Source organism: Amycolatopsis sp. NPDC028719, assembly GCF_055565395.1.
This window is the reverse complement of sequence record NZ_JBVHUL010000001.1, coordinates 131,942-147,952: the sequence shown is the minus strand read 5'-3', so window position 1 is coordinate 147,952 and position 16,011 is coordinate 131,942. Positions and strand designations below refer to the sequence as shown.

Sequence of the window (16,011 nt, the reverse complement as noted above, 5' to 3'; positions counted from 1 at the left end):
GGGGGGGGGTGGGTTGTGGTGGGGGGGGGGGGGGGGGGGGGGGGGGGTGGGGTGGGGGGAAGAAAGGGATAGGCCCCTTCCCCCCCCCCTTCTCCCCCCCCCCCCCCCCCCCCCCCACCACCGTCAACGCCAGCGCGGTGAGCGCCTTCCGCATTTAGCTGTTGCCTCCCGGCTTCGCGGTGGCCTTGCGGGCCCGGATGGTCGCGCCGGCCCCGACGCCGAGGCCGACGGCCCCGACGAGCAGGCCGGCCCCGCCGAGCCAGCGGGCGGTGTTGTCCGATGTCGCGGCGGCGGCTTCGGTGTGCTCGCCGGTCGTCGACGCCGTGTCCGCCGACATGTTCCCGTGCGCGTCACCGTCCGCCTTCGCGGCCAGCTTGACGGCCGGCGCCGGGTGCTCCGGCTCCTCGCCGCCCGCGGGGGTCGGCTGGTTCCAGTCGACGACCTTGCCGTCGCTGTAGGTCTGGTGCGCGGGGAACTCCACCTGGTCCACGTTGGTGGGCAGCGGGCCGAAGCTGACCGAGAACTCCTGGTAGTCCGCGGCCTTGAGTTCGCTGCCCGCCTGCGCGGTCCACGTCACCGCGGTGACGGCTTCGGTGATCTGGGTGCCGTTGTCCTTGGTGATCGGCGCCGGCAGCTTCGACTTCGTGACCTCGGCGGTCCAGCCGGGGACCGGCTTGGTCCGCACCGAGCCGATGCCGTAGTCCGCCTTGAAGTCGACGGCGACCTTCGTGGTGGTGATCGGGTCCTTCTCCTCGCTCGGCACGCGGAACACGATCGCGGCGTACCCGCCCTTGGTGGGCTGCGGGCCGTAGACGTTGGCGGTGACGTGCGCGGAAGCGACGCCCGCACCGAGGAGGCCGGCGATACCGACGGTGGCGGCGAGGAAACCGGCGCGCTTGAAGACGTGCTGGGACATGGGTTCACTCCTGATGAACTCAAGGAAGGGGTACGGCTCGGTTCGGGGACCGGCCGTCGCGGGGGATGAGCTGGGTTTCAGGAGTGGACGGGCGGGCCGCGCCGCCCGCGGATCCGGCGCAGGTCGACGCCGACGAGGTGGCCCGGCGCGTCGACGCGCACCGGGACGGCCGCGGGGGCCGCCGGCACCGGCAGCGGGGTGAGCAGCCGCGGCAGGATCGCGCGCAGCACGGCGAGCACCGTGAGGAGCATCGCGTCCGCGCGGGCGAGCAGCAGCGCCGTGAGCACGGTCGCGACGGCGTGGGCCGTGACCATGCCGAGGCCGGTGCTGCCGGGCATCACATACATGTCGTGGTGGCCGGCGAGCGTGGTGAGCAGCAGGTGCATCACGAGCTGGGCGGCGCCGAGCAGGGCGATCGTGGCGGTGGTGCCGCGGGCCTTGCGGGCCAGCGCGGTCGTGGTCCAGCCGAAGAGGCCGGCCAGCAGCACGGTCATCGCCGGGTCGGGCAGGCCGCCGTCGGCGATCCGGTGCGCGGTCACGGACAGTGCCGCGGCGCATACGGCGAGCGACGCACCGCGGGTAGCGCCCAGCACGGCGGGACGCCGGGCCGGAACGCTCATGAAGAGCAGCCTAAGGGACCTGCTCCCGGGTGAACGTGTGATCCCGTGAAGTGAGCACACACCAGGTTCACGAACCACGCCACGCCGTGGTTCAGGTCATTTCTTGCCGATCACGCCGGGAAAGGCCAAGGTTGGCGAAACCGGTAGGCCGAAACGGGGGTTTGGTCCGGCGTCGCGCTGGGTACTGAGCCGTCGGTCAGGAACTAGCCCGTTCGGGTGAAGGCCTGCGCAAAGGCGGGAGAGCGGACACGGATGAACCTCTTCGACTACATCTCCGACCGGGCGAGCAAGCTCTGGCTGGAGGCTTACCTGCACACCAGCATGGTGGTGCAGTGCACGATCATCGCGGCGGTTCTCGGCGTGCTGATCGGGATCGCGGTCTACCGCAGCCCGATCGGTTCGGCGCTGGCCACCGCGCTGGCCAGCACGATCCTCACGGTTCCGTCGTTCGCCCTCCTGGGCCTGCTGATCCCGATCTCCGGGCTCGGACCGACGACGGCCGTGATCGCGCTCGTGCTCTACGGCCTCCTGCCGATCGTCCGGAACACCATCGTCGGGCTCGACGGCGTCGACCCGGCGATCACCGATGCCGCGCGCGGCATCGGGATGAGCCGCTTCGGCGTGCTCACCCGCGTCGAACTGCGGCTCGCCTGGCCGGCGATCCTCACCGGCATGCGGGTGGCCACGCAGATGCTGATGGGCATCGCGGTGATCGCCGCCTACGCGAAGGGTCCCGGCTTCGGCGCCGAGGTCTTCTCCGGGCTCACGAACGCGGGGAGCACGAACTCCCTGAACCAGGCCGTCACCGGCACGGTCGGGGTGGTCATCCTCGCCTTGCTGCTCGACGGCGTTTACGTCCTGATCAAGCGCTTCACCATTTCTAGGGGTGTCCGTGGCTGAGAACGAGGAAGTCTCCGGCGTCGAGATCGAGCTGGAGCACGTGACCAAGCGGTACCCCGGCACCCGCGAAGCGGCGGTCGACGACTTCTCCATGGTCGTGCCCGCCGGCAAGATCGTGGTCTTCGTCGGCCCGTCCGGCTGCGGCAAGACCACGACGATGCGGATGATCAACCGCCTGGTCCAGCCGACGTCCGGCCGGATCACCATCGGCGGCGACGACGCGCTGAAGCTCGACGTCGACACCCTGCGCCGCCGGATCGGCTACGCGATCCAGCAGGCCGGCCTGTTCCCGCACTTCACCGTCGCGCAGAACATCGGCGTGGTGCCGGGCCTGCTCGGCTGGGACAAGAAGAAGGTCAACGACCGGGTCGAGGAGATGATGGACCTGGTCGGGCTGGACCCGGGCGACTTCCGCGACCGCTTCCCGCGCCAGCTCTCCGGCGGCCAGCAGCAGCGCGTCGGTGTCGCGCGGGCGCTGGCCGCGGACCCGCCGGTGCTGCTGATGGACGAGCCGTTCGGCGCGGTCGACCCGATCACCCGCGGCAACCTGCAGGACGAGCTCCTGCGGCTGCAGGAGGAGCTGAAGAAGACGATCGTGTTCGTCACGCACGACTTCGACGAGGCCGTGAAGCTCGGCGACAAGATCGCGGTACTCGGCAACCAGTCGTCGATCATGCAGTACGACACACCCGAGGCGATCCTGGCCAACCCGGCCAACGACACGGTCGCCGGCTTCGTCGGCGCGGGCGCGTCGCTCAAGCAGCTGACGCTGCTGCGGGTCCGGGACGTCGAGCTGGCACAGGACGCGCTGACCGCCATGGTCGACGAGGACCCGGCCGAGATCCGCAAGAAGCTCGAAGACCAGCGCAAGCAGTTCGCGCTGGTCCTGGACGCGCGCCGCCGCCCGACGCGCTGGGTGCACGCCCGCGACCTGACCCCGGGGGCGTCGCTGGCCAACGCGGGCAAGCCGCTGCGGGACATCGTCAGCCTGCAGTCGACGCTGCAGGACGCGCTCGAGGCGATGCTCGCCGAAGGCGGCTCGGTGCCGGTGACCGGCGCGCGCGGCGAGTACGCGGGCACCATCCAGCTGGACACCGTGATCGCGACCATCCAGCAGCTGCGCGAGGAGCACACGAACGGCGAGGAGGTGTCCGCATGACGGCTGTCGTCGACACCGGTTTCAGTACCGAGTCCGGCTCCAAGCGCGCGGAACGCGTCCGGCTGTTCGCGCAGCCGGTCGTGGTGCTGGTGATCGTCGCCGTCACGCTGATCTGGGTGTTCTCCAGCGGGCTGACCGCGACCGAGAGGGCGACGCTCAACGCGTCGTCCTTGTTCACGGCACTGGGCGACCACGTGCTGATGACGCTCGTGGTGACGGCGATCGTCGTGCTGGTCGCCGTGCCGCTCGGCGTGATCGTCACGCGGCCGTGGGCACGCTTCCTCGCACCGATCTTCCTGGCGATCGCGAACATCGGCCAGGCCGCGCCCGCGCTCGGCGTGCTGGTGCTGTGGTTCATCGTCACCGGCGCGGTCGGCGGGCTGTGGGTGGCGGCGCTGCCGCTGGCTTTCTACTCGCTGCTGCCGGTGCTGCGGAACACGATGGTCGGCATCCAGCAGGTCGACGAGTCGCTGATCGACGCGGGCCGAGGCATCGGGATGTCGGCGACGGCGGTGCTGTTCCGCGTCGAGATGCCGCTGGCCGTCCCGCTGATCCTGGCCGGCCTGCGCACGTCGCTCGTCCTCGCGGTCGGCACCGCGACGTTCGGCATGTTCGTCAACGCCGGCGGGTTCGGGCTGCTGATCGACACCGGCTACAAGCTGAACCTGACCTCGGTCCTGGTGACCGGCTCGGTGCTGGCCGTCGCGCTGGCGCTGCTGGTGGACTGGCTGGGCGCGGTCGCCGAACAGTACTTCGGACCGAAGGGCCTGCGATGAAACTCCGGCGCATTACGGCGGTGTTCGGCGCGGCGGTGCTGGGCGCGACGCTCTCCGCCTGCGGGCTGACGGTCAACCAGGCGGTGCCCTACGACATCCAGCCGGGCACCATCCAGCCGATCCCGTCGCTGCAGGGCCTGAAGGTGACGGTGGGGTCGAAGGACTTCACCGAGAACATCATCCTGGCGTACATGGCCGAGATGGCCCTGACAGCGGCCGGCGCGGACGTCGTCGACCTGTCCGACATCAAGGGTTCCAACTCGTCGCGGCAGGCACTGCTGTCCGGCCAGACGGACGTCACGTGGGAGTACACCGGCACGGGCTGGATCAACTACCAGGGCAACGAGCTCCCGGTGCCCGGCGGCGAGAAGGCCCAGTACGACGCGACGGCCAAGGCCGACGAAGAGAAGTTCGGCGTCACGTGGCTGAACTACTCGCCGCTCAACGACCAGTACGCGTTCGCCGTCACCGAAGCGTACGGCGCGAAGAACAACCTGAAGACGACGTCGGACCTCGCGGCGTTCATCAAGCAGAAGCCGGACCAGGCGGTGTTCTGCCTGGAGACGGAGTTCACCAGCCGCCAGGACGGGTTCCCGGCCGCGGTGAAGGCCTACGGCTTCCAGAACCCGAAGATCGAGAACTTCGGCATCGGCACGATCTACTCGGCGGTCGCGGGCGGCACGTGCCCGGTCGGCGAGGTGTTCACGACGGACGGCCGCATCTCCGGGCTCAACCTGCGGGTGCTCGAGGACGACAAGAAGGCGTTCCCGCAGTACAACGCGGTCGCGACGCTGCGCACGGAGTTCATCAAGGCGCACCCGGACCTCCGCGGCCCGCTGGAGAAGATCAGCGCGGCGATCGACAACGAGCAGATGGTCCAGCTCTGCAAGCAGGTCGACGTCGACGGCCAGGACGCGGGCAAGGTCGCCCACGACTGGATGGTCAAGAAGGGCTTCGTGAAGTAGCCCCAAAGCCTCTGAAGGCCACCATGAGGGCACTGGCTGCCCTCATGGTGGCCTTCAGAGGCAAGGGCGTCAGATGCCCAGCCGGTTGAGCAGCTTGCCTTCCAGCCGCTCCAGCTCGCCGGCCACCGCGCGGTGCACGGCCTTGCGCCGCGCCGCCGGCATCCGCTCCGCCGCCCGCACCGAGGCCGACAGCTGTTCCAGCGTGCCCAGCGACTCGGTCACGAACGTCTTGTCCGCCGCCGACGCCTTGTCCGACTTCCCGAGGTCCCGGCAGCCGTCGGCCAGCCCCGCGATCCGGGCGTGCAGCGCCGCGCCGCGGCCGGTGTACGAGCCCAGCTGGTCGACCGCGACGCCCATCTTGCGCGCCTGGTAGCGGTCGTACAGCTCCCGCGCGGTACCCGCCGCGCGCACCGCGAACGGCGCGACCACCGGGATCACGACCGGGCCGAGCACCTTGGCCACCGCGACCGCGTTCTTCGCCCTCTTAGGGGTGAACCTGGCTTCACCCTCGACCTTGGCCTTGCGCGCCATGGCACCTCCTGCGACGTGTCGAGGTCGAACTTACTGGTCGCCCGGGTGGCGGGCATGTCGGCTCGGCGGTGGGAATCTAGAGTGATCTCCATGAAGGGCGAGGTGGTACTCGACGCGGGAGCGGTCAGCCGCTGCCGTCGGCGCGTGCACCTGGAGCACGATCCCGCGATGCGCGAGGTACCGCTTTCCCCGCCGGACCCCACCGCGCAGCAGCGGATCGACGACGCCGCCGCCCACCGCGAGGACATCGTCACGCGGTTGATGGCGGCGAACCCCGGCCGCTGGGTGAAGATCGGGCGCGACCTCCCGGCCCACGAGCGCGTCGAGCGCACCGAACAGGCCTTCGCGGCCGAAGCGCCCTACATCTGGGGCGCGCTGCTGCCGGTCGACCCGGCCGGGCACCGGCGCGGCGGCATCGACCTGCTCGTGCGCACGGGCCGCGGGTACGTCCCGGTGCTCGTCGTGCGCCACCGGATCTCCGACCGCGGCACCGGCGCGATCGTCACCGAAATGACCGACCTGGACCCGGCGCACCGCGGCGCCGACGAGACCCGCAAGGTCCGGTCGCAGCCGCGTGACCAGCTCCGGCTCGTGCACATCCGCCGCATGCTGCAGACGCTCGGGCAGGCCGACGAAAGCCTCACCCTCGGCGGCGTCATCGGCCTCGACGCCGACGTCGTCGTCTGGCACGACCTCACCGCGGGCACCTGGCCGGGCGGGCGCAGCGCGCTCACCGAGTACCAGGCCCGGTTCGCCGACCGGCTCGCGATCGCCACCGCGGCCGCGAACGGCGAGGAGCCGCTCGCCGAGCCGTCACGCGTGCTGGAGTGCCGCGGCTGCCCGTGGTGGCCGACGTGCGAGGTGGCGCTCACCGAGTCGCGCGACGTCAGCCTCGTGGTCCGCGGCGAGGACGCGGTGGAGCTGCGCCGCGCCGGCGTGTCCACTGTGGACAAGCTGGCCGCGCTCGACCCGGCGGGCGAAGCGCCGCAGATCAACTGGACCGGCGTGACGTTCCCGGACGCCGTCGTGCTCGCCCGCGCCTGGCTGGCCGACCTGACGTTGGTGCGCCGCGTCGACCGGGTCGAGGTGCCGCGCGCCGACGTCGAGGTCGACGTGGACATGGAGAGCTTCGGCGACGCCGGCGCGTACCTCTGGGGCTGCCTGCTGACCGGGGCCGACATCGGGCTGGAGCCCGGCTACCGCGCCTTCGCGACGTGGGATCCGCTGCCCACCGGCGACGAAGCCCGGTCGTTCGCCGAGTTCTGGGCCTGGCTCACCGACGTCCGCGAGCGCACCGAAGCGGCCGGGCTGACCTTCCGAGCCTACTGCTACAACGCGCTCGCCGAGAACCGCTGGCTCTTCGGCTCGGTCGAGCGCTTCGGCGACCACCCGGGCATTCCCACGAAGAAGGAAATCCAGTCCTTTGTGGACTCCGCGGAGTGGGTCGACCTCTTCCGCAGCGTCACCGACCAGTTCCTCTGCTCCCAAGGCAAGGGCCTGAAGGTCATCGCCCCGGTCGCCGGGTTCGCCTGGCGCGACCCGGAGGCGGGCGGCGAGGCGTCGATGCGCTGGTACCGCGACGCCGTCGGCATGGACGGTGAGACGCCGGACGCGGAGCAGCGCGAGCGGCTGCTGCGCTACAACGAGGACGACGTCCTGGCGACGCACGCGCTGCGGGAGTGGATCGACGCGCGGGCGCAGGCCGAAGTCCCGTACATGTTCGATCTCTGAGTAGTTCATCGACTAAGACACTTGCCTACTGGCACGTCTTGCGTATACTCGTCTGCGAGTACTCGTGAACGAGGAGTCGGCGTGAAGAAGCGGAAGGTCGCCAGCATGCTGGGCCTGGCCGTGCTGTCCGTCGCGCTGGAACGCGCGATGCACCCGTACGAAATGGCGGCCGTGCTCAAGCAGCGCGGCAAGGACGCCGACATGCCGATCAAGTGGGGCTCGCTCTACACGGTCGTCGCGAACCTGGAAAAACACGGCTTCCTGGAAGCCGTCGAGAGCGTCAAGGACGGCGGGCGGCCCGAGCGGACCGTCTACCGGATCACCCCGGCCGGGCGGGCGGAGTTCGAGGACTGGGTCCGCGAGCTCGTCGGCACGGTCGAGAAGGAGCCGCCGCGGTTCCGGTCCGGGCTTTCCATGATCGGGATTCTCGGCCCCGACCAGGCGATCAGCCGGCTCCGGCAGCGGCTCGCCCAGCTCGACGAGCACGTCGAGGAGCAGCGGGCGGCCCTGGAGCGGCTACGGCCGTTGATGCCGCGGCTGTTCCTGGTGGAGGTCGAGTACGACATCGCGATGACGGAAGCCGAGGGGCGCTGGGTGCGCGGCTTCCTCGAAGAACTGACCACCGGCGCCCTGCCCGGCATCGATGCCTGGCGGCGCTTCCACGAAACCGGCGAATTCCCGGACGACCTGGGGGAGTTCGTGGAGAGGTAGGAACCGATGGAGACGACCCGCAAGCACAAGGTGCCCGAGATGGAGGGCATCCAGGCGCGCTGGTACGCCAAGAACCGGGGGACCGAGGCGCAGCTCGCGCAGTACCGGCGGCAGGCCGCCGAGGTCACGTCCGGGCTGAAGGAGGGCGCCGACGTCCTGGAGGTGGCGCCCGGGCCGGGCTTCTTCGCCGTCGAGCTGGCGAAGCGCGGCTTCCGCGTCACCGGGCTCGACATCAGCCACACGATGGTCGAGATCGCCCGGGAAAACGGCGCGGGCCTGAAGATCGACTTCCGCCAAGGCGACATCACGCACGCGCCCTTCGACGCCGAGTCGTTCGACTTCCTCGTCTGCCAGGCCGCGTTCAAGAACTTCCGGCAGCCGGTGGCGGCGTTGAACGAGATGCACCGGGTGCTGCGGCCCGGCGGGTTCGCGGTGATCCAAGACCTGAACCACGAGGCCACCGGCGCGGACATCGGCCGCGAGGTCGCCGGCATGAACGTCGGCGCGGTCGCCGGGTTCACGGTCCGGCAGACGCTGGGGTGGCTGCGGCGCCGGGCGTTCACGCGCGAGCAGTTCGAGGCGCTGGCCGCGGAGAGCGCTTTCGGCGGCTGCTCGGTGACGACCGACGGCATCGGCCTCGAAGTCCGTCTCACCCGCTGAGACGAGCTTTCCCTGGGAAAGATGCGTCCGAAGGCCCCTCGGACGCATCTTTCCTGGAGAAAGTGCCGCCCTTCGGGGTCAGCGGGGGGCCATGCGGAGGGCGCCGTCCATGCGGATGACCTCGCCGTTCAGGTAGTCGTGGTCGATGAGCGACAGCGCGAGCTGCGCGTACTCGTCCGGCCGCGCGAGGCGCTTCGGGAACGGGATGCCGGCGGCGAGCGTCGCGCGGAACTCGTCGCTGACCGTGGCGAGCATCGGGGTGTCGACGATGCCCGGCGCGATGGTCAGTACGCGGATGCCGTGCGAGGCCAGGTCCCGCGCGGCCGGCAACGTCATGCCGACGACCCCGCCCTTGGACGACGAGTAGGCGACCTGCCCGATCTGGCCGTCGAAGGCGGCGATGGACGCGGTGTTGATGACGACGCCGCGGGCGTTGTCCTCGAGCGGCTCGGTCTTCGCGATCGCTTCGGACGCGACCGTGAGCACGTTGAAGGTGCCGATCAGGTTGATCTGGATGACCTTCGCGTACAGCGCGAGGTCGTGGCGGCCCTTCTTCGACAGGATCCGCGCGGACGGCCCGATACCGGCGCAGTTCACCACCGTCCGCAGCGGCACACCCGACCCGGCCGCGGTCGCGACGGCCGCCTCGACCTGCTCGACGTCGGTCACGTCGGCCTCGACGTAGGTGACGCCGTCGACCTGCTCGGCCTGCTCGATCGACGGCGCCAGGTCGAGCGCGAACACCCGCGCGCCCTTGGCCGCGAGGGCCTTCGCCGTCGCCCCGCCGAGGCCGGACGCGCCCCCGGTGACGAGCGCCGCGGTGTCGGTGATCTGCATCTGTGCCGTTCCCTTCGCTGCTCTGAACTCCGGTCACAGGTTAACGCTCGTTCGCACGGGCGATTCGTGTCTTCGCTCACCGCTTTCGGGTACGACCGTTTCCGTTAGCGCGGTGGTCACGTCCGGCTGTCACCTTCAGCACCATGACGCCAGCTCGGATCGTGGTGGTAGGGACCGGTTACGTCGGCTTGACCACGGGGGCCTGCCTGGCCAGTCTGGGGCATTACGTCACCTGCGTGGACGTCGACCGCGCGAAGGTGTCGCGGCTGTCCGCGGGGCGCGTCGACATCCTCGAACCGGGGCTGACCGACCTCGTCACCCGCGGGATTTCGGCCGGACGCCTCCAGTTCGTCGTCGGCGCGCGTGACGCGGTCCGCGACGCCCAGGCGGTGTTCCTCTGCGTGCCGACGCCGATGGGGGCGGGCGGCTCCGCGGACCTGCGCGCGGTCGAGGCGGTGGCCGCCGAGATCGGCGACGTCCTGCCCGCTGGCTGCGCGCTGGTCACGAAGTCGACCGTCCCGGTCGGCACGTCGAAGCGGATCGAGGAAATGCTCGGCCGCGCGGACGTGCCGGTGGTGTCGAACCCCGAGTTCCTCCGCGAGGGCACCGCGGTCGCGGACTTCCTGGGCCCGGACCGGATCGTCGTCGGCTCGGACGACCGCGCGGCCGCGCACTGGGTCGGTGAGCTGTACGCCGAGCTGGCGGCGCCGGTCGTCGTCGCCGACGCGGCCAGCGCCGAATTGGTGAAGTACGCCGCGAACTGCTACCTCGCGCTGAAGCTGTCCTACGTCAACTCGATCGCCGAGCTGTGCGAACGGCTCGGCGCGGACATCGACCTCGTCACCGAGGGCATGGGCTACGACCGCCGGATCGGCCGGACGTTCCTCAAGCCCGGCCCGGGCTGGGGTGGCTCGTGCCTGCCGAAGGACACGAGTGCGCTGGTCAAGGTGGCCGAGTCGGTGAACTACGACTTCAACATGCTGACCTCGGCCATCGACGAGAACATCGCCCAGCGCGACCGGATCGTCGCGAAGATCGCCGGCGCGGTCGGCGGCACCCTGGCCGGCGCGCGCATCGGCGTGCTGGGCCTGGCGTTCAAGGCCGGCACGAACGACCTGCGCGACTCGCCCGCGCTCGCCGTGTCGTCGGTGCTGTGCGCGCTGGGCGCCGAGCTGACCGCCTACGACCCGGCCGTCGACGGCCGGATCGACGGGATGACCGTGGTCGACGACGCCTACCAGGTCGCGAAGGACGCGGACGCCGTCGTCGTGCTGACCGAATGGGCCGAGTTCAAGCACCTCGACTGGACGGCGATGGCCGAGCTCATGGAGGGCATCGACGTCGTCGACACGCGCAACCTGCTCGACCCGCGGGTGATCGTCGACGCGGGGCTGTCCTGGCAGGGCGTCGGGCGGCCGCGGGCGGCGGCGCGAATCAAGGTTTCTTGACGCGCTGCCGTTGGCTAGGCTGGCCGCACGGCATCGCGTGTCGGTCACCGGCTGGGTGAGGCATGGAGGTGGCGGGAGTGCCCCGGAGGCATTTCACTCGTGTCAGTATTCGTTTCCGTTGAATTGAACCATTTGATCGTCCCGTCCCGGAACAACCGGGAATCCGCCGAATTCCTGGCGAACCTGCTCGGCCTCGAAGTCGGGCAGGAGTGGGGCCCGTTCATCCCGGTCGAGACGCGCAACGGCGTCCGGCTGGACTTCGCGACCGTCCCCGAGCAGGACCTGCGCCTGCAGCACTACTGCTTCCTGATCCCGGAGGACGACTTCGACGCCGTGTTCGCGCGGCTCGTCGAAACGGGCGTGACCTACCACGCCGATCCGATGGGGAAGCAACCCGGCGAAATCAACCACAACCACGGCGGCCGCGGGGTCTATTTCCTCGATCCCGGCGGCAACGGGATGGAAATCATCACGCAGCCGTACGAGCCGGAACGGCGTCGTCCGACGTCCTGGTAAAGCGCATCCTGGTAAAAGTTCCTTAGCAATGCGTACTATCGGGGCATGTTCACGACGAGGCCCGAGCTGGCCGGCACCTTCGGGATGGTGGCATCGACGCACTGGCTGGCTTCGGCCACCGGGATGGCGGTGCTGGAAGACGGCGGCAACGCGTTCGACGCGGCGGTCGCCGCCGGGTTCGTCCTGCAGGTCGCCGAGCCGCACCTCTGCGGCCCGGCAGGCCAGGTACCCGGCCTCTTCGTGACGGCGGACGACCCGACCCCGCGGGCGCTGGCCGGTCAAGGCCCGTCGCCCGCGGGGGCCACGCCCGAGCACTTCGCGTCGCTGGGGCTGGACCTCATCCCGGGCAGTGGCCTGCTCCCGGCGACCGTCCCCGGCGCATGGGACGGCTGGCTGCTGCTGCTTCGCGACTACGGCACGAAGCCGCTTCGCTCGGTGCTGTCGTACGCGATCGGCTACGCGCGCAACGGCGTCCCGCTGGTGTCGCGGGTCGGGGACACGATCCGCGCCGTCGAGCGGCTGTTCGTCGAGCACTGGCCGACATCGGCTTCGCTCTGGCTGCCGGACGGCAAGCCGGCGTCCGGCCTGCACCGCAACCCGGCCCTGGCGGACACCTGGGAGCGGCTGCTGAGCGAGGCGGAGTCCGTTTCGGGCCGTGAAGCGCAGATCGACGCGGGACGTCGTGCCTGGTCACAGGGTTTCGTCGCCGAAGCGATCGACGCGTTCAGCCGGCAGGCCTTCCGCGACGACTCCGGCCGCGACCACGCGGGCCTGCTGACCGGCGACGACCTGGCGTCGTGGTCGGCGTCGTACGAGGACCCGGCGTTCGTGGACGTCGACGACTGGCGCCTGGTCAAGATGGGCGGCTGGACGCAGGGACCGGCGTTGCTCCAGCAGGCGCTGCTGCTGCACGGCTTCCGCGACGAGCTGTCCTATGTGGACGGCGTGCCCTCGGAACGCACTGTGCACCTGGCGACCGAAGCGGCGAAGCTGGCCTTCGCCGACCGTGAGGCCTGGTACGGCGACACCGACGTGCCGCTCGACGTGCTGCTTTCCGCTGACTACACCGACGCCCGGCGCGCGTTGATCACCGACACGGCGTCCGCCGAGCTTCGCCCCGGCGACGCCCGTGGCCCGGCCCGGCTCCCCGCGATCCTGGACTCACTGCAAGGGGTCCAAGCGGGCGGCGGCGCGACGGGCGAACCGACGGTGGGCCCCCAGGGCCAGACCCGCGGCGACACGGTCCACCTCGACGTCGTCGACGCGGCGGGCAACCTCGTCTCGCTGACGCCGTCGGGCGGCTGGCTGCAGTCGAGCCCGACGATCCCGTCGCTGGGCTTCTGCCTCGACTCGCGCGGGCAGATGTTCTGGCTGGAGCAGGGCCTGCCGAACTCCCTGGCGCCGCGCAAGCGCCCCCGGATCACGCTGTCCCCGTCGCTGGCCCTGCGCGACGGCGTTCCGGCGCTGGCGTTCGGCACCCCGGGCGGCGACCAGCAGGACCAGTGGCAGCTGTGCTTCTGGCTGGCCCACGTGTACGGCGGCCTGAACCTCCAGGAGTCGATCGACTCCCCGGCCTGGCACACGACGGCGTTCCCGAGCTCGTTCTACCCGCGCTCGTGGAACCCGCGCGAGCTGGTGGTCGAGTCCCGGCTGGGAACGTCCACTTTGGACGCCCTGCGCGCCCGCGGCCACCAGCTGGTGGACGCGGGCGACTGGGCACTGGGCCGCTTGTCAGCGGTCTCCCGCTCCGATGGCCTGCTTCGCGCGGCGGCCAACGCCCGCGGCATGCAGGGCTACGCGGCCGGCCGTTAGCTGCCCGGACGTTCCCAGAGCCAGAACTCGATGCCCTGGTTGTCCGTGCAGTCGGCGGTGTTGCCGTACGGGTGGTTCTCGACCTCGCCCGCCCGGCCGCCCTGTTCGGTGACCCGGGCGCGGGCCGCGGCGAGGTCGTCGACCGCGTACATCAGCTTCCAGCCCACCTGGCGGTCGCCCGCCCACAGGCCGCCTTCGAGACCCGGGCCCGAGAACGACCACGCGTCCGAAACCGAGCCCGGCGTGAACTCCCAGCCCAGCACCGCGCCGTAGAACGACTTCGCGGGCTCGGCCTCCGGGACTTGGAACGTGAAGTACATGGCCTCACCCGGCTTCGCCGCCGGCGGTGCCGGCTTCGGTGTCGCCTGCGAGACCAGCCAGCGCTGGCCGAACGGGTCGCGGAACGAGCCGCCCCGGCCGTACGGCGAGTCGCTCACCGCGCGGATCAGCGTCGCGCCCAGCTCCAGCGCCCGGGCCACGCTGACGTCCGCGTCCGGCACCTCCACCCGCACCGACGCGCCCCCGGCCTGGGGCGCGACGTGCCCGATCTCCGGGTACTCCTCGGCGAGCATCAGCACCGCGTCGCCGATGGCCAGCTCGGCGTGCCCGATGCGGCCGTCGTCCATGAGGATCGGCTCGCCCCGCCGCACAGCGCCGAAGACGTCGACGTAGAAGTCGAGCGCCGCGCGCGCGTCGGACACGGCGAGGTAGGGCGTCAGCGAGCGCAGTTCGGCGTGGGTGGCCGGCGCTTCCGAAGTGGTCGTCATATCGGCTCCGTTCAAGATGACGCGACGCAGGTTGTCGCGCAGTTCGGCGGCGAAGTCCGGGTCGGGCGCGACCCGCTCGGAGGGCCGGCGAAGCGCGTCGAAAGGCTCAGGCATCGCGACCCTCCTTCTCCTCGTAGACGCGCCGGAACGCGGCACGGGCCCGCACGAGCAACGCCTCGGTGGCGTGCACGCTGCGCCCCAGGTGGCCGGCGACCTCGGGCACGCCGAGGCCGTCGACGTACCGCAGGGTCAGGGCCGCGCGGTGGTGTGGCCCGAGGGATTCGAGCACCTGTCTCGCGCGCAGGGCGTCGAGCCGCTCGTTCCACGGGTCCTCGACGTCCGGCGCGCTGTCGTGCACCAGCCGCAGCCCGCGTTCCTCACGTTCTTTGCGCCGCCAGTGGTCGGCGAGCTTGTGCCGGGCGACGCCGATCAGCCACCCGGTGCTCACTGGAGGTGCGTACTCCTTGCGACAGGCGGCGACCGCCCCGAGGAACGTCTCGGACGTGAGCTCCTCGGCGAGCGTGCGGTCACCGCACCGGGACAGCAGGTACCCGTAGACCTCCGGCAGCGCGGTCTCGTAGAGCCCGAGCAGCGCGAAGGCCGGGTCCGGTCGCACCCGTGGTTCCGTCACACCCTCATAGTCGTCCGGCGCGCGCCTTTTCCGACGGGTGAACTTCGCCTTTTTTCGGCGGCCAGCTCACCCGGATGGTGACGACGTGGTCCCGCCGCCCGGGAAAGAGCCGGTAGACGCTGACGACGAACGTCCCGGGCCGCGCGCGTTTCCGGGACAGGTAGTCGTGCGCGCAGGCGGTCCCGTACCGGACGGTCCACCCCTGGTACCGCTCGCTGCGGTGCTCGAGGACGAACCCCATGTCATCGACGAGTTCGGTGTATTCGTGCACCCTGCGGTCGCCGGCCTCGCGCCGGTACTCGAGCTCGTGGGGGTAGCCGTACCTGTCCATGACCTGCAGGTTCTCGACGCAAGTCAGCACGACACGGCCGGAAAGAGGGAATCCCACTTCGGGCCGCCCGCTGCGGTTCTCGACGTCGAAGCTGAGCCGGATCGAGCAGGGCTACATCCCGGGCTACAACGACTTCCTCGCGTTGCTCGACCGCTACGGCATCATCGCCTCGGACTACGGCGAGTACGTGCGGATGTTCGACTACGCCAAGGAGAAGGGCTGGTGGCACGCCTTCGGACTGAGCGATCGCAGCTCGGTTTCGTGCCGGGCTTGATGCAGACCGAGGCGTACATGCGCGAGACTTTCGCGGCCGCGCGCGAGTTCGGGGGAAGGGACCTCGAAGCTCAGGTGCAGGTCCGCTTGCATCGGCAGCTTCGGCTGACCGAAGAGCCTGTGCTGGAGTTGCACGCCATCGTCGACGAGAGCGCCTTGTGGCGTGATCCGTGTGATCGCGAGCAGTTGCTCCGCTTGCTCGATGTTTCCGCTCTGCCGAACGTCACTTCATCGTCGCCGGATTTCCCGAGCGGTCCGAGCCCGATCTCGCCTACCTCGAATACGGGTTCGGATCGCTGCAGATCGAGAAGGAGGCCGAGGTTCGCGGTGCTAGCCTGATGTTCGAGCATCTCGCCGATCTGGCGTTGGACGATGGCGATTCTCGTGCGCTGATCGAGCGGATGATCACCTGACCGGGAGGGCGCGC

The 16,011-nt window shown here is 70.5% G+C and carries 18 protein-coding genes and 1 pseudogene; 12 read left to right on the top strand and 7 right to left on the bottom strand.

Features of this window, described 5'->3' with window-relative positions:
• Window positions 1–154 precede the first annotated feature (154 nt).
• A complete protein-coding gene (locus tag ACZ4TR_RS00710; RefSeq protein ID WP_465285189.1) occupies window positions 155–916 on the bottom strand; it encodes a YcnI family copper-binding membrane protein in 762 nt (253 codons plus the stop codon).
• Between the two features lie 77 nt (window positions 917–993).
• Entirely contained in the window at window positions 994–1,536 is a 543-nt protein-coding gene (locus ACZ4TR_RS00705; RefSeq protein WP_465285188.1) for a hypothetical protein, read from the bottom strand.
• Between the two features lie 252 nt (window positions 1,537–1,788).
• Between ACZ4TR_RS00705 and ACZ4TR_RS00700 the strand changes: the two genes are divergently transcribed.
• The 4 genes from ACZ4TR_RS00700 to ACZ4TR_RS00685 are packed head-to-tail and all read left to right on the top strand — an operon-like array spanning window position 1,789 to window position 5,336.
• Window positions 1,789–2,436 carry an ABC transporter permease gene (locus ACZ4TR_RS00700; protein ID WP_364516140.1) on the top strand — a complete coding sequence of 216 codons (648 nt, stop codon included), beginning with the start codon at window positions 1,789–1,791 and terminating at the stop codon, window positions 2,434–2,436.
• Entirely contained in the window at window positions 2,429–3,595 is a 1,167-nt protein-coding gene (locus ACZ4TR_RS00695; protein WP_465285187.1) for an ABC transporter ATP-binding protein, read from the top strand. The genes ACZ4TR_RS00700 and ACZ4TR_RS00695 overlap by 8 nt, the downstream gene beginning before the upstream one ends.
• On the top strand, window positions 3,592–4,371 hold the full coding sequence (locus ACZ4TR_RS00690) for an ABC transporter permease (RefSeq protein WP_465285186.1): 780 nt from the start codon (window positions 3,592–3,594) through the stop codon (window positions 4,369–4,371). The genes ACZ4TR_RS00695 and ACZ4TR_RS00690 overlap by 4 nt, the downstream gene beginning before the upstream one ends.
• On the top strand, window positions 4,368–5,336 hold the full coding sequence (locus tag ACZ4TR_RS00685) for a glycine betaine ABC transporter substrate-binding protein (protein WP_364516146.1): 969 nt from the start codon (window positions 4,368–4,370) through the stop codon (window positions 5,334–5,336). The genes ACZ4TR_RS00690 and ACZ4TR_RS00685 overlap by 4 nt, the downstream gene beginning before the upstream one ends.
• A gap of 69 nt (window positions 5,337–5,405) precedes the next feature.
• Here the strand turns inward: ACZ4TR_RS00685 and ACZ4TR_RS00680 are convergent, their stop codons facing one another.
• Window positions 5,406–5,867: a DUF6474 family protein gene (locus ACZ4TR_RS00680; RefSeq protein WP_364516148.1), complete on the bottom strand. Its 462-nt coding sequence runs from the start codon at window positions 5,865–5,867 to the stop codon at window positions 5,406–5,408.
• 90 nt (window positions 5,868–5,957) lie between these two features.
• On the opposite strand from ACZ4TR_RS00680, the gene ACZ4TR_RS00675 reads away from it, so the two are divergent.
• The 3 genes from ACZ4TR_RS00675 (at window position 5,958) to ACZ4TR_RS00665 (ending at window position 8,969) form a co-directional block, all read left to right on the top strand.
• Window positions 5,958–7,598, top strand: a complete 1,641-nt coding sequence (locus tag ACZ4TR_RS00675) for a TM0106 family RecB-like putative nuclease (protein ID WP_465285185.1) — start codon at window positions 5,958–5,960, stop codon at window positions 7,596–7,598.
• Between the two features lie 81 nt (window positions 7,599–7,679).
• Entirely contained in the window at window positions 7,680–8,309 is a 630-nt protein-coding gene (locus tag ACZ4TR_RS00670) for a PadR family transcriptional regulator (RefSeq protein WP_364516152.1), read from the top strand.
• 6 nt (window positions 8,310–8,315) lie between these two features.
• Entirely contained in the window at window positions 8,316–8,969 is a 654-nt protein-coding gene (locus tag ACZ4TR_RS00665) for a class I SAM-dependent methyltransferase (RefSeq protein ID WP_465285184.1), read from the top strand.
• Window positions 8,970–9,047: 78 nt separating this feature from the next.
• Here the strand turns inward: ACZ4TR_RS00665 and ACZ4TR_RS00660 are convergent, their stop codons facing one another.
• A complete protein-coding gene (locus ACZ4TR_RS00660) occupies window positions 9,048–9,806 on the bottom strand; it encodes an SDR family NAD(P)-dependent oxidoreductase (protein WP_465285183.1) in 759 nt (252 codons plus the stop codon).
• A gap of 143 nt (window positions 9,807–9,949) precedes the next feature.
• Here ACZ4TR_RS00660 and ACZ4TR_RS00655 point away from each other — a divergent pair, with 143 nt between their 5' ends.
• The 3 genes from ACZ4TR_RS00655 to ACZ4TR_RS00645 all read left to right on the top strand — a co-directional run bounded on the left by ACZ4TR_RS00655 (window position 9,950) and on the right by ACZ4TR_RS00645 (window position 13,582).
• Complete coding sequence (locus ACZ4TR_RS00655) at window positions 9,950–11,254, top strand: UDP-glucose dehydrogenase family protein (RefSeq protein WP_465285182.1); 1,305 nt, start codon at window positions 9,950–9,952, stop codon at window positions 11,252–11,254.
• Window positions 11,255–11,386: 132 nt separating this feature from the next.
• Window positions 11,387–11,770 carry a VOC family protein gene (locus ACZ4TR_RS00650; RefSeq protein ID WP_465285181.1) on the top strand — a complete coding sequence of 128 codons (384 nt, stop codon included), beginning with the start codon at window positions 11,387–11,389 and terminating at the stop codon, window positions 11,768–11,770.
• Between the two features lie 45 nt (window positions 11,771–11,815).
• Entirely contained in the window at window positions 11,816–13,582 is a 1,767-nt protein-coding gene (locus tag ACZ4TR_RS00645) for a gamma-glutamyltransferase family protein (protein ID WP_465285180.1), read from the top strand.
• On the opposite strand, the gene ACZ4TR_RS00640 is transcribed toward ACZ4TR_RS00645, so the two are convergent.
• The 3 genes from ACZ4TR_RS00640 to ACZ4TR_RS00630 are packed head-to-tail and all read right to left on the bottom strand — an operon-like array spanning window position 13,579 to window position 15,311.
• Window positions 13,579–14,463: a VOC family protein gene (locus ACZ4TR_RS00640; protein WP_465285179.1), complete on the bottom strand. Its 885-nt coding sequence runs from the start codon at window positions 14,461–14,463 to the stop codon at window positions 13,579–13,581. The genes ACZ4TR_RS00645 and ACZ4TR_RS00640 overlap by 4 nt on opposite strands.
• Window positions 14,456–14,980, bottom strand: a complete 525-nt coding sequence (locus tag ACZ4TR_RS00635) for an RNA polymerase sigma factor (protein ID WP_465285178.1) — start codon at window positions 14,978–14,980, stop codon at window positions 14,456–14,458. The genes ACZ4TR_RS00640 and ACZ4TR_RS00635 overlap by 8 nt, the downstream gene beginning before the upstream one ends.
• Window positions 14,981–14,984: 4 nt before the next feature.
• Complete coding sequence (locus ACZ4TR_RS00630; RefSeq protein ID WP_465285177.1) at window positions 14,985–15,311, bottom strand: hypothetical protein; 327 nt, start codon at window positions 15,309–15,311, stop codon at window positions 14,985–14,987.
• Between ACZ4TR_RS00630 and ACZ4TR_RS00625 the strand changes: the two genes are divergently transcribed.
• The gene (locus ACZ4TR_RS00625) at window positions 15,310–15,585 is read left to right on the top strand and encodes a helix-turn-helix domain-containing protein (protein WP_465285176.1); all 276 of its coding nucleotides are present in this window, start codon (window positions 15,310–15,312) and stop codon (window positions 15,583–15,585) included. The two genes, ACZ4TR_RS00630 and ACZ4TR_RS00625, sit on opposite strands and share 2 nt — an antisense overlap.
• Window positions 15,585–15,997 (top strand): annotated as a pseudogene (locus tag ACZ4TR_RS00620) (Scr1 family TA system antitoxin-like transcriptional regulator). The gene ACZ4TR_RS00625 and the pseudogene ACZ4TR_RS00620 overlap by 1 nt, the downstream one beginning before the upstream one ends.
• The last annotated feature ends 14 nt before the right edge of the window (window positions 15,998–16,011 follow it).

Excerpts from the sequence above, each read along its gene's own strand:
- ACZ4TR_RS00660 (WP_465285183.1), bottom strand. The coding sequence starts at position 9,806 with ATGCAGATCACCGACACCGCGGCGCTCGTCACCGGGGGCGCGTCCGGC.
- ACZ4TR_RS00690 (WP_465285186.1), top strand. The coding sequence starts at position 3,592 with ATGACGGCTGTCGTCGACACCGGTTTCAGTACCGAGTCCGGCTCCAAG.
- ACZ4TR_RS00685 (WP_364516146.1), top strand. The coding sequence starts at position 4,368 with ATGAAACTCCGGCGCATTACGGCGGTGTTCGGCGCGGCGGTGCTGGGC.
- ACZ4TR_RS00645 (WP_465285180.1), top strand. The coding sequence starts at position 11,816 with ATGTTCACGACGAGGCCCGAGCTGGCCGGCACCTTCGGGATGGTGGCA.
- ACZ4TR_RS00655 (WP_465285182.1), top strand. The coding sequence starts at position 9,950 with ATGACGCCAGCTCGGATCGTGGTGGTAGGGACCGGTTACGTCGGCTTG.
- ACZ4TR_RS00710 (WP_465285189.1), bottom strand. The coding sequence starts at position 916 with ATGTCCCAGCACGTCTTCAAGCGCGCCGGTTTCCTCGCCGCCACCGTC.
- ACZ4TR_RS00680 (WP_364516148.1), bottom strand. The coding sequence starts at position 5,867 with ATGGCGCGCAAGGCCAAGGTCGAGGGTGAAGCCAGGTTCACCCCTAAG.
- ACZ4TR_RS00625 (WP_465285176.1), top strand. The coding sequence starts at position 15,310 with ATGACCTGCAGGTTCTCGACGCAAGTCAGCACGACACGGCCGGAAAGA.
- ACZ4TR_RS00665 (WP_465285184.1), top strand. The coding sequence starts at position 8,316 with ATGGAGACGACCCGCAAGCACAAGGTGCCCGAGATGGAGGGCATCCAG.
- ACZ4TR_RS00630 (WP_465285177.1), bottom strand. The coding sequence starts at position 15,311 with ATGGACAGGTACGGCTACCCCCACGAGCTCGAGTACCGGCGCGAGGCC.
- ACZ4TR_RS00705 (WP_465285188.1), bottom strand. The coding sequence starts at position 1,536 with ATGAGCGTTCCGGCCCGGCGTCCCGCCGTGCTGGGCGCTACCCGCGGT.
- ACZ4TR_RS00675 (WP_465285185.1), top strand. The coding sequence starts at position 5,958 with ATGAAGGGCGAGGTGGTACTCGACGCGGGAGCGGTCAGCCGCTGCCGT.
- ACZ4TR_RS00640 (WP_465285179.1), bottom strand. The coding sequence starts at position 14,463 with ATGCCTGAGCCTTTCGACGCGCTTCGCCGGCCCTCCGAGCGGGTCGCG.
- ACZ4TR_RS00700 (WP_364516140.1), top strand. The coding sequence starts at position 1,789 with ATGAACCTCTTCGACTACATCTCCGACCGGGCGAGCAAGCTCTGGCTG.